We start from the raw sequence: 12446 nt of genomic DNA on the forward strand, positions 1-12446 counted from the left end.
GTTCGTTCTTACCCCGGACACAGGGCCCTGCTTCGGCCCCCGTAGCCGGGCTCCCGAGCATGAGCGGCATGACGGAGACCGACCAGCCCCTCGACATCGACATCGACATCGTCGTCCCCTGCTACGACGAGCAGGACACACTCGCCGCCCACGTGCGGCGGCTGCACACGTTCTGCCGGACGTCGTTGCACCACTCGTGGCGCATCACGATCGCGGACAACGCCTCGACCGATGACACCGCCCGGATCGCCGACGACCTCGCGGCGATGCTCCCCGGCGTGCACGCGGTCCACCTGCCCGAGAAGGGCCGGGGTCGTGCGCTCAAGGCCGTGTGGGCCGCGTCCCCGGCGACGGTGCTCGTGTACGTCGACGAGGACCTGTCGACGGATCTGGCGGCCCTCGAGCCACTCGTCGCGCCGCTGCTCTCCGGGCACTCGGACCTGGCGATCGGGACGCGGCTGGCGGATTCGTCGCGGGTGGTGCGGGGCAGCAAGCGCGAGTTCATCTCCCGCTCGTACAACCTGTTGCTCCGGTCCACGATGGGGGTGTCGTTCTCCGACGCGCAGTGCGGCTTCAAGGCCGTCACCAAGCGCGCGGCCGACCACCTGCTGCCGCTCTGCGAGGACGACGCGTGGTTCTTCGACACCGAGATGCTGGTGCTGGCCGAGCACGCCGGACTGCGCATCCACGAGGTCCCGGTGGACTGGGTCGACGACGTCAACTCGTCGGTGCACATCGCGTCGACCGCGACCGCGGACCTGAAGGGCATGTGGCGCGTCTCGCGGGGCATCGCCACGGGTCGGGTTCCCATCGGCGCCGTGTACGAGGCGATCGGCCGCCGCCCCTTCACCCCACCGCACGTCGCGTTCCTCGGGCAGCTGCTGCGGTTCGGGGCGATCGGGGTGCTCTCCACGGTGGCGTTCGCCGTGCTCTACGCGCTGTTCCGGCCGGCGATCGGAGCGCAGACCGCGGACTTCCTGGCCCTGCTGCTGACGGCGATCGGCAACACCGCCCTCAACCGGCGGTTCACGTTCGGCGTGCGGGGCCGCGCCGGAGCCGGGCGACACCACGTGCAGGGGCTGGTGGTCTTCGGCGTCGCCTGGGCGATCACGTCGGGGTCGCTCGTGGTGCTGCACAGCACGACGCCGGGAGCCTCGCACGGCACGGAGATCCTCGTGCTGACGGCCGCGAACCTGTTCGCGACGTGCGTGCGCTTCGTGCTCTTCAAGGCGTGGGTGTTCCGCACCGGCCGCCGTCACCCGGAGCTCGTCCGCCCCGGGACGACCCCCGCCGCCGACGCGAGCACGGCAGTCACGGAGCCGATCGCGGTGAGCGACCGAACCGGTGAGCGAGCGGCCTGACACCGTGCCGGGTCACCCACCCGGTGCGAGGTTGCACGGCGCCCGCGGCACGCCGCACCGTGCGGCGTCGGCCATCCCGTGCGAGGTTGCACGCTCCGTGCAGCGCTACGAACTCGCACCGAGCGTGCAACCTCGCACCAGCCGAACAGACCCGCACGGTGCGACCCCGTCACACGCCCGGACCACCCGTGTTGCACGGTCGGTATACCAAGCCGTAGCATCGCCCTACCGCACCACCACCCCACAGGGCCCGACTGCCACCATCGGTCTGCCCGCGGCGAGCGCTCCATCGATGCAGCCCGCGCCGTCCGCTGCCGGCAACGCCCCACTGGACCCGCACGTGAACCCCACACCCTTCGGTCTCTACGACCCTGCCCGCGAATCGAGCGATTGCGGCGTCGGTTTCATCACCCGTCTCGACGGGACGCCGAGCCACGACGTCATCCGCAAGGGCGACGAAGCGCTGTGCTCCATCCCGCACCGCGGCGGCAAGTCCGCCGAGGGTGTCGGTGACGGCGCGGGCGTCAGCATCGACCTGTCGGTGGAGTTCTTCAGCGCCATCACCGGCCAGCAGCTGCGCGCCGGGCACTTCGGCGTCGCGAACTGCTTCGTGCCGAGTGGCACCGGCGCGGACGGCGCCGACGAGCGCACCCGGGCCCAGCAGACGGTCTCGGACGCCATCGCGGCCGAGGGCTTCGAGCTGCTGCTGGTCCGTGACGTCCCGGTCGACCACTCGGTCGCGCGCCCCGAGGCCGAGCAGTACCAGCTGCCGATCGTGCAGTGGGTCTTCCGTGCACCGTCCGACTGGGACCGCACCGAGGTCGACGCCGCCGCGAACCGTGCCCTGCTCGCCATCGAGGCCGTGTCCTACGCCCAGGCCGCCGCCGAGCGTGCCGAGCACGCCGCCCTGTACCCGCTGTCACTCAGCGCCCGGACCCAGATCCTGAAGGGCCGGCTGAACTCCGGCGAGGTGATCGGTTACTTCACCGACCTGCGTGACCCCCGGCACTCGGTGCGGACGCTGTACTTCCACACCCGGTTCTCGACGAACACCGAGCCGCACCCGACGATGGCGCAGCCGTTCCGCCTGATGGCGCACAACGGCGAGCTGAACACCGACCGGAAGAACCGGCTGTCGGACGAGGCGCTCGCGCGTGCGCGCACCCGGAGCATCGTGCGTCCGCCCGGGCAGTCGGACTCGAGCCGGCTCGACCAGACCCTGCAGAGCCGTGTGTTCGACGACGGGCTCGAGATCGTCGAGGCCGTCGTCTCGCTCATGCCCCCGGCGTGGGAGAACGACCGCACCCTGACCCCCGACGTCCGGGACATGCTCGAGTACTTCTCGCTGTACGAGGAGAAGAACGACGGCCCCGCGGCCGTGATCTTCAGCGACGGCGACGTCGTCGGTGCCCGGTTGGACCGTTTGGGCCTGCGCCCGCTGCGCACCGTCGAGACGGCCGAGTACCTGATGGTGTCGTCCGAGGCGGGCCAGGTCGAGTTCGCCGCCGACGAGGTCGTGCACCGCGGCCGCATCGAGGCCGGCGGCATGCTCGTCGTCGACCACCGCACCGGATCCCGCATGCGCACCGGCGAGGTGCTGCGCATGCTCGCGGCCCGCCGTGACTACGGCACCCTGCTCGACGCGGCCCGCGTGAACCTGGACGACCTGCCCGCGCCCGCCTACGAGCGCACCAGGAACACCCTGGGCTACGACGGCGACCTGTCGCTCGCGGGCCGGTACGTCGCGTACTCGCTGAACCAGGAGAGCTTCCGGTTCATGCTCGACCCGATGCTGCAGAACGGGTCGGAGCGCATCTCGGCGATGGGCTACGGCAACGCGATCAACGCCCTGAGCGACACCGAGGGCGGCATGGCGAAGTACTTCTCGCAGCGCTTCGCCCAGGTGACGAACCCGCCGCTCGACTCGATCCGCGAAGCCGACGGCATGTCGATGCGCGTCGCACTCGGCGCCAAGCCGGACGGCACCGGCACCACGGGCCGGCAGCTCGTCGTGCAGTCGCCGATCCTGGGGCACCTGGACATGGTGCGGCTGCGTGACCAGGACATCGTGCCGCTCGGGCGCTTCGACATGCTCTACGTGCCGGTGCCCGCCGACGAGCAGGCGAACGCCGACGCGATGCGCGGCGCACTGGACGCCCTGTGCGACGCGATCGAGGCGTTCGCGTCGCGTGGTGGTGGGATCGCGGTCGTAACCGACCGCGAGGTGTCGTCGACCCATGCGCCCCTTCCCGTGATCCTGGCCGTGGCGGCCGTCAACCAGCGACTCATCGAGACCGGTCTGCGCCTGCGGGTGTCCGTCGTCGCGGAGAGCGGTCAGCTGCCATCGTCACACCACGTCGCGACCGCGCTCGGCTTCGGTGCCGCCGCTGTGTACAGCTTGAGCGCACGGCTGCGTGCGGAGGAGAAGTACCCCGCCGCGCCCGCACCCGCCGGTGAGCTGACCGCGACCGACCTGGCACTCAAGCAGTTCCGCAAGGCCGCCGAGAAGGCCCTGGCGAAGACCATGGGCCGCGTCGGCCTGTGCACCGCCGAGAGCTACATCGGCGGCGAGTTCTTCGAGCCGAACTACCTCGACACCGGCGACGACGTGCTCGCACGGGTCTTCCCGCACATGCAGGCCCCGGTCGGCGGCGTCGGCTTCGTGCGCATCGCCCAGGCGGCGACGGACTGGCACGAGCGTGCCCGTTCAGTGGCGTCCGAGGGTCAGGTCCCGCTCCTCGGCCTGTTCAAGGAACGCTCCGACGGCGCCGGCCACTCGTTCGGCGTCGCGAGCGTCCGCGGGTTCGGCGGCATGACCGAGGAGCGCCCGGCCTTCGAGCGCTCCGGCGACTCGGACGCGCTGCGGCTGCTCACGCTCCGCCAGCTCGACGACTCGTTCGGCATCACCGACGCCGCGTACCGGAACACCGGGTACGACCGCCTCAGCGAGGCCGAGATCGACGCGCACCGCATCACGCCGGGCTACGTCACGTTCCTGCAGACCACGCACGACGAGCGGTCCCGCCGCCCCGCCGCGCTCCGCGACGTGCTCGCCCTGCCCGCGGACGTCACGGGCATCGACACGGCCGAGGACTTCGCGCGCGAGCTCGGTCGTTTCTCGACGAGCGGCAACGCCAGCGTCACCGTGCGCGGGCTGTCCGGCTCGCGTCCGTCGGACGACCAGGACCTGCCTGGAGGAACGGAGCGGTTCCGCCTGGAGCTCACGTCGACGGGGACCACGGGTGCACTGCGCCACACAGCCCTGGCAGACGGCCTCGCGTTGCTCCACCCGGGGCAGATCGACGTCGACGCCGTCGACGACACCCAGGTGACGCTCCGCGCCACCGGTGCGGCCGTCGCGCTGCTCGCGCTGCTGCAGAGCGCCCCGGCGAGCGTCGAGCTCGACGAGGTGCAGCCGGCCCACGAGATCACCCGGACCCTGGCGTCCGGCGCGATGAGCCACGGCGCGCTCGTCGCCACCGCCCACGAGGCCGTCGCGCACGGCACGAACATGGTCGGCGGCATGTCGAACAGCGGTGAGGGCGGCGAGCACCACTCCCGCTACGGCACCATCCGCGGCTCGCGCATCAAGCAGTTCGCCTCGGGCCGGTTCGGCATCTGGGCCGGCTACCTCGCCGACCCCATGCTCGAGGAGCTCGAGATCAAGATCGGCCAGGGTGCGAAGCCCGGCGAGGGTGGTCAGCTGCCCGCACCCAAGGTCACGGTGGACATCGCCGCGGCCCGTGGGGGCACGCCCGGCGTCGAGCTGATCTCGCCGCCGCCGCACCACGACACGTACTCGATCGAGGACCTCGCGCAGCTCATCCACGACTGCAAGGCCGCCCGCGTCCGGGTGATCGTGAAGCTCGTCTCGTCCGAGGGCATCGGCACCATCGCGGTCGGTGTCGCGAAGGCCGGCGCGGACGTCATCAACGTCGCGGGCAACACCGGCGGCACGGGCGCCGCGGCCGTCACCAGCCTGAAGTACGCCGGCCGCTCCGCGGAGATCGGCGTCGCCGAGGTGCACCAGGCCCTGGTCGCGAACGGCCTGCGCCAGAAGGTCACGCTCCGCTGCTCGGGTGCGCACCAGACCGGCAGCGACGTCGTCACCAGCGCCCTGCTCGGCGGCGACAGCTTCGAGTTCGGCACGACCGCGCTCATGATGCTCGGCTGCGTGATGGCGAAGAACTGCAACGTGAAGTGCCCGGCGGGCCTGACCACGAACGCCGAGGCGTTCGAGGGCGACCCCCGCGCGCTCGCGCAGTACCTGCTCAACATCGCGCACGACGTGCGGCAGATCCTGGCCCGTCTCGGCCTGCGCTCCCTGCGCGAGGCCCGTGGCCGGACCGACCTGCTGCAGCTCCTCGACCACCCGGCGAGCGTCGGCCGGCTCGACGCACGTGCCCTGCTCGCCCAGGTGCCCGAGAAGGTCGTCACCGACCCGGAGTACCTGGAGAAGGACTTCCACACCGACGACGCCCTGCTCGAGCGCGTCCGCACCGCCCTGGTCGACCACGCGCAGGAGCACGTGCTCGTGCACGGCGTCCTGCTCGGCAACAGCGACAAGTCGGTCGGCGGCCAGCTCGGCATCGACCTCGAGCGCCTGCTCAACCACGAGCTCCGCTCCGAGGACGTGCAGGGCCTGCCCGCCGTGACGACGGACGACCGCGGACGCCGCCGGCTGGTGGACGGCGCGGTCACGATCCGCACGCAGGGATCAGCCGGGCAGTCCTACGGCGTCTTCAACAACGACGGCGTCGTACTCGAGCACACCGGCACCGCGAACGACGGCGTCGGCAAGAGCCAGAGCGGCGGACGGATCATCGTCCGTGCCCCCGGTGGCGGCAGTGCCGAACAGGGCGGCAACGTGCTGGTCGGCAACTTCGCGCTCTTCGGGGCCACCGGCGGCCGCACCTTCGTCGAGGGCGAGGCCGGCGACCGGTTCGCCGTCCGCAACTCCGGCGCGACCGCCGTCGTCGAGGGCGTGGGCGACTTCGGCTGCGAGTACATGACCGGTGGCGCCGTGTTCAACCTCGGCGCGTTCGGCAAGGGCCTCGGCAACGGCATGTCCGGCGGGTTCCTGTACCAGTACGACCCGTCCGGCCAGGTCGCCGAGCGTGCCAGCACCGACTCGCTCCTGGTGTTCCCCGTCACCGACACCGAGCGCGGTGCGTTCCACGAGGCCGCCGCCCGCCTGCTGCTCGAGTGGCATCTCGAGGCGACCGGTTCGGCCCTGGCCGAGCGGCTGCTCGCCGAGTGGGACACCGCACGCGCACACGTGTTCGTCGGCATGCCCCGCGCCCTGCTGCTCACGCAGGACGCCGGCGAGATCCTGGCGGCGGCGACCCGGCCGGAGCTCCTCGACGAGCTCGCGACCTCGATCGCCACCGACAAGCTCCGCGCGTTCAAGCTCGACTACCGCGACCAGCGCACGGTGCTCGACGGCCGTGCCCCGGCGCTCGGCGACCAGGGCGAGGACATGTTCTCGCTGCTGTCGTCGTACACCGTGCTCGGGGTCGCCCAGGACGTCGCCCTCGAGCGCGTCCCCGGCGCGTCCGGTGCCGCCGACCCGCGGGTCGCCGACGCCGTCAAGAACCTCGTGCTCACCGAGGACTTCTCCGTCAAGCAGCGCGTCGTGAAGTACCTGCGCGGCACGCTCGACCGGTTCGCCGACGACCAGCTCGCGACCCTGATCGCGATCAAGCGGCTCGACGACTACAAGCGCGCGCTCACGCAGCGGAACAACCGCAGCATGGACGCGCCGGGCACCACGGGGTGGATCATGCACCAGAACGCCCAGAACGACGGCCGCGTCCGCGAGGCACGCTTCGACGAGCTGCTCGCGACCGCGGCGCTCGAGGACATCGCGCGCCGTGCACCGCAGGCGCCGACCGAGGCGGTGACCGCGTGAGCCTGCTCCCCCCGACCGGGTCGCTGATCCCCGTCGACGCACCGTTCTCCGCCGCCCAGGAGTCCTGGCTCGCCGGGTTCATCGCGGGCATCGCCGCCGCCGGCAAGAAGGTCGCGGCCAGCGCGCCCACGACGACGATCGACGTGCTCTTCGGCACCCAGACCGGCAACGCCGAGTTCCTGGCCGACGAGCTCGTCGCCGGCGCAAGGGCCCGCGGGCTCGGTGGCCGTTCCAGCGCGCTCGACGCCGTCACGCCCGAGCAGCTCGCCGAGATGTCGCACGTGCTCGTCGTCACCTCGACCTACGGCGAGGGCGAGATGCCCGACAACGCCGGCCTGTTCTGGGACGCGATCCAGGCCAGCACGGTGCCGCGGCTCGAGGGGCTGCAGTACGCCGTCCTCGGGCTCGGTGACACGAGCTACGACGAGTTCTGCCAGGCCGGCAAGCTCCTCGACACCCGCTTCGAGCAGCTCGGCGCGACGCGGGTCCACGACCGCGTGGACTGCGACGTCGACTTCGAGGACGCGGCCGCACTGTGGACCGCTGGGGTCCTCGACCGCCTGGCCGCCGAGACCGGCGCGACGGCTGCACCCGACGCTGCCACGGGCGGTGGCACCGGCGACGGTGCAGCCGCGACCGGCGGGGCGGGCGCGAGCCGTGCCTCCCGGCCGGGGTCGCAGTGGAACAAGCGCAACCCGTACCCGTCGCGCCTGGTCGAGAACCGGCTGCTCTCCTCGCCGCGCAGCGCGAAGGAGATCCGGCACTACGAGTTCGACCTCGGCGACTCGGGGATCGAGTACGCGGCCGGTGACGCCCTAGCGGTGGTGCCGGTGAACGACGAGGTCTTCGTGGCGGGCCTGCTCGAGCAGGTCGGCGCGAACGGCGGCGAGGCGTTCGACGGCCGTCCGATCAGCGAGGTCCTGCGGACCGACCGCGAGATCCGGACGCCCTCGAAGGACCTCATCGCCGACCTGGTGCAGCGCGCGCCGTCGAGCGAGCTCGCCGCCGTCGTGGCGCACGGCGACAAGCACGAGCTGGACCGCTGGCTGTGGGGACGTGACGTCCTCGACCTGCTCCGCGACGCCGGGTCGGCTGCCCCCGGACTCGACGAGCTGCTGCCGAACCTCCGGCCGCTGCAGGCTCGCCAGTACTCGATCTCGTCGAGCCCGCTGGCGCACCCGGACCGCATCCACCTGACCATCGCGTCGGTGCGCTACGGCGACCCGCACCGGATGTACGCGGGCGTCGCGTCGACGTTCCTGGCCGACCGGGTCGACCCGGACGGCACCGTCGACGTGTACCTGCAGCCGAACGCGTCGTTCGGGGTACCGGCGGACGAGTCGGCGCCGATGATCATGATCGGACCGGGCACCGGGGTCGCGCCGTTCCGCGGGTTCCTGCACGAGCGTGCGGTGTCCGGTGCGACCGGGCGCAACTGGCTGTTCTTCGGCGACCAGCACCGGGACACCGACTTCGTGTACCAGGACGAGCTCGCCGAGCTGCAGGAACAGGGCGTGCTGGACCGCCTCGACCTGGCGTTCTCGCGCGACCAGGCCGAGAAGGTCTACGTGCAGACCCGGATGCTCGAACGGTCGGCGGAGCTGTTCGCCTGGCTCGAGGACGGCGGCCACGTGTACGTGTGCGGCGACGCCTCACGCATGGCGAAGGACGTCGAGGCCGCGCTGCTGCAGGTCATCCGCACCGGCCGCGGGCGCGACGAGGACGACGCGCAGGCGTACCTGGCCGACATGCGTCGCGCGAAGCGGTACGTGCGCGACGTCTACTGAGGCGAGCGGAGAGACCGCCCCGGCCACGGAACCCGAATCCGATGGCCGGGGCGATCCCGGAGGAGCGCCGGTCGGTCGAGACCGATCGGCGAGCCCAGCACCGTGACGCGGCGGTCCCGGCGCACGGCGCCGGTCGCATGAGCGGCGAATCCCCTGATCCGGGACTCACCTCGCTCGCTCGCCCAGAGCACCGATGGTTGGTCGGTGCCGGACTCGCAGTGCGTCACGGTCAATTCGGGTCCCCCTCCTGCCGCGGGACAGGTCAACACCGGATCCCTGGATTCCGGTGCGGGGGACGACTCTGTACCGCGGTACAGAAAGCGTACGGGTCGGACGGACTGACCGGAACCCGTTGACCCAGATCAGCGTGTTGTGGTACCGCTCGGAGTGCTCGAGGCGTCGTCCGCGTCCCCGGGTGCGACGGCACGTGACCACGCCGAGTCGTCGGCCGTGCTGGTGTCCGTCGGCTCCGGTGTCAGCACGAGCCCGGACCCCGACGTGGCCGATGCGTAGAGGTCCTCGAGCCAGCTGCGGTTGATCGACGGCACCCGGCTCCCCGTGAACTTGAAGTGCAGGCTGACGCTCGGATGCAACCAGATCGTGCTGCGACCGTTGCCGTGGATGACGTCGTCCTTCCACGAGAACGCGAAACGGTGGTCGCGCCGGAGCATGTTGACGATGACGATCTGCAGGTGTGTGAGCGCGCGGTCGTCGATCCGCAGGTCGAGCGGTTGCCCGCCGTAGATGAGCTGACCCATGGCTCCTTCTACTCCTGTGCCGCGGTGTGCGCGAGGTTCGACGCCCAGGTCGTGATCGTCCGGTCGAACCAGACGGCGTCGACGTTGCGCTCCCACGCGTGTTCGGCCGGTTCGCTGACCGCCAGCGTCACCGTGCCCGGGTGTGCCTCGGCGAACTCCTGGCTGGCCGAGAACGGCACCGTCGTGTCGCCGGCGGAGTGGATGAGCAGGGTCGGTGGCAACGCCCGGGGTGCGCGCAACCAGGAGAGGGCCCGGACGTCGACGGCTTCCCGCAGCCCGACCAGCCGGCAGATGACCGGGGTCGCCATCGCACCGAGGGCGGCCGAGACGACGATGCCGGGGAGACCAGCACGGCGGGCCTGTGACCGGACCGCCACCGACCAGTCCAGCGCGGGGGCGACGAGCACGATCCCGGCCAGGCGGTCGCGGTGCGCCGAGCGGGCGAGGAGCTCGTGCGTGATCGTCGCGCCCATCGACCAGCCGACCAGGACGAGCTGTTCGGCGCCGTTCGCGACGGCGTGGTCGAGCGCCGCTTCGACGTCCGCCCACTCGCGGGCACCGAGGTGCGAGGCCCGGCCTTCCCACGGGGCCTCGCCGTCGCCACGGAACGACGGGACGATCGACGTCCAGCCGAGCTCGAGCGCCGCGGGGACGGTCCGGAGCGCGGTGACCCGGGTCGTCCGGATCCCGTGGACGTGGACCGCCCAGGTCCGGGCGGCATCGCGGTCGGCAACGCGGTCGGCAACGCCGTCGGCGGTGCCGTCCGTTCCCGCACGGCCGTCGGCCGCGCCGTCGGGGCCCGGCCGCACCACCCACGCCGGTGCCGGCCCCACCGGCGTCGGCAGCGACACCTCGGACCAGTCGACCTCCATCGCCGCCGGGTCCGGGTGCACGTGCCCACTCCACCGCACCCGCGACGACACCGCGCCGGTCGTCCGCACCACGGCCCGCCGCACCGACCCGGCGGCTTCGTCGATCTCGAGCACCGGCCCGACGGTGGTGTGGCCCGGGCCGTCGTGCCACAGGCCGTACTCCCCCGGGCGCACGGTGTCGTCGGTGATCGGCAGCCGGACGGAGTCGGCGTCGGACCCGAGCACGGGGGTCCAGCGGTCGCCCCCGGGCAGCACGATCCGTCCGACGACCTTCCGCACCACGAGCAGGACGAGCAGCGCCGCCACCGCCAGCACCACGAGCGCACCGAGCACCCACCACACGATCGTCACGCCGTCATCCTCCGAGGCTCCGGGTCAGGGTCCGTTCCGCCGCCCGCACCTGGGCGAGCTCGGCATCGTCAAGGGTCCGTCCCTGCACCTCGGCGTCGCGGATCGCGATGACCAGGTCGTAAGTCCGGGCCTGCGGGTCGCCCGGCCGCTCGACCGCGCGCACCTCGTGCCGGCGCACGATGCGGCGCAGGTGGCGGTGGTGCCCGCGGTGCCGCAGGTCACGCCCCCACCGCCGGAACGTCAACGAGGCCATCGCGACGACGATCAACACGATGCCCAGGTAGAACGGCGGGTCGAAGGCCAGACGCAGTCCGTCACGGACCCCGGCTGGGAACACCCCGAAGTGGTCCGCCGTCAGCGAGGCGACCTCGTCGACGCTCGCCAGGACCACCAGGGCCAGCCCGACGCGGAACACCACGAGCGCCACCGGGTTCTGCAGCACGCCACGCCGCAGGGTCGTCGCGGCGATCAGCCCCACGCTCACCATGTAGACGGTCGCGTAGAACCACATCGGCGTCTGTGCGATCCCGTGCACGATGAAGTCGAAGTCGGTACCGCCGCGCTCCTCGACCAGCAGGAACGGCACGGTGAACGCCACGACCACGACGAGCAGCGCCACCGGCTTCGCCAGCATCGGGCGTTCCGGCAGGTCGTCGGTGCTCGCCCGCAGCATCAGCCAGAACGCCACGGTCGCGCAGACGTTCTGCACCAGGTTGATCAGGTTCGAGCCGCCCAGTGCGCCGTCGAGCACGGTCTGCGGCACGACGCTGCCCAGGGTCAGGAGCCCGAGTGCGCCGACACCCGTGGCACCCCAGGCCGCCCGGCCGCGCGGGTTCCGCAGCACGTACGGCGTGCGGGCGAGGAAGATCAGCGCCGCGAACCAGAAGGCTGCGGCGTGCAGTGCTGCCATCAGCCGTAGGCCCGCTCGTCCGCGCCCGTGGCACCGGCGAGCAGGACGGTCGCGAGTTCGTACGCGAACCGCTCGGCGAAGTGCTCGTCGTCGTCCGAGATGCTCACGAGCCCCGAGTCGGCGTCGAGCGCACGACGGCACACGTGGCCCCCGGCGGCGAACTCGGCGACGGACGACGCGGTCGGCGTGCCGACGTCGCCGTGCACCAGGTGCCCGAGCTCGTGCAGCACGCAGTGCATGCGGTAGAGCGGCGGCGCCCCGGCGGGCACGAGCACCAGGTTCTCGTGCTCGAACTGCGACACGAGCGCCGTGAGCGGCCCCCAGCTCGGACCGTCGACGTCGACGACGCGAGTGGGTTTGCCGACCATCGTGCCGACGCCGGTGACGACGTCGGACAGGTGCGGTGCGCGGGGCAGGGTGGCGACGAGGGCACGGACGGCGCCGGACGCGCCCAGCTGCTCCGCCATCGACCCTCCGATCTCCGCGGCAAGACTAC

7 protein-coding genes are annotated in these 12446 nt (G+C 72.0%); 3 read left to right on the forward strand and 4 right to left on the reverse strand.

Annotated elements, in window-relative coordinates:
• Positions 1-68: 68 nt before the first annotated feature.
• The 3 genes from ACL00U_RS13720 to ACL00U_RS13730 all read left to right on the forward strand — a co-directional run bounded on the left by ACL00U_RS13720 (position 69) and on the right by ACL00U_RS13730 (position 9059).
• Positions 69-1361: a glycosyltransferase gene (locus tag ACL00U_RS13720; RefSeq protein ID WP_412873503.1), complete on the forward strand. Its 1293-nt coding sequence runs from the start codon at positions 69-71 to the stop codon at positions 1359-1361.
• Between the two features lie 340 nt (positions 1362-1701).
• Complete coding sequence (locus tag ACL00U_RS13725; protein WP_412873504.1) at positions 1702-7272, forward strand: glutamate synthase-related protein; 5571 nt, start codon at positions 1702-1704, stop codon at positions 7270-7272.
• Positions 7269-9059, forward strand: coding sequence for a sulfite reductase subunit alpha (locus tag ACL00U_RS13730; protein WP_042539898.1), 1791 nt, complete (start codon positions 7269-7271; stop codon positions 9057-9059). Before ACL00U_RS13725 ends, ACL00U_RS13730 begins: the two co-directional genes overlap by 4 nt.
• Positions 9060-9421: 362 nt before the next feature.
• On the opposite strand, the gene ACL00U_RS13735 is transcribed toward ACL00U_RS13730, so the two are convergent.
• Genes ACL00U_RS13735 through ACL00U_RS13750 form a run of 4 tightly spaced genes read right to left on the reverse strand, consistent with a single transcriptional unit; the run spans position 9422 to position 12417 of the window.
• Positions 9422-9817 carry a hypothetical protein gene (locus ACL00U_RS13735; RefSeq protein WP_042539899.1) on the reverse strand — a complete coding sequence of 132 codons (396 nt, stop codon included), beginning with the start codon at positions 9815-9817 and terminating at the stop codon, positions 9422-9424.
• Between the two features lie 8 nt (positions 9818-9825).
• Positions 9826-11040, reverse strand: a complete 1215-nt coding sequence (locus ACL00U_RS13740) for an alpha/beta hydrolase family protein (protein ID WP_052481865.1) — start codon at positions 11038-11040, stop codon at positions 9826-9828.
• Between the two features lie 4 nt (positions 11041-11044).
• A complete protein-coding gene (locus ACL00U_RS13745) occupies positions 11045-11950 on the reverse strand; it encodes a hypothetical protein (protein ID WP_042539900.1) in 906 nt (301 codons plus the stop codon).
• Entirely contained in the window at positions 11950-12417 is a 468-nt protein-coding gene (locus ACL00U_RS13750) for a hypothetical protein (protein ID WP_017885429.1), read from the reverse strand. Before ACL00U_RS13750 ends, ACL00U_RS13745 begins: the two co-directional genes overlap by 1 nt.
• Between the last annotated feature and the right edge of the window lie 29 nt (positions 12418-12446).

It is taken from the genome of Curtobacterium poinsettiae, from assembly GCF_047226435.1.
In the GTDB taxonomy this organism is placed as follows: domain Bacteria; phylum Actinomycetota; class Actinomycetes; order Actinomycetales; family Microbacteriaceae; genus Curtobacterium; species Curtobacterium poinsettiae.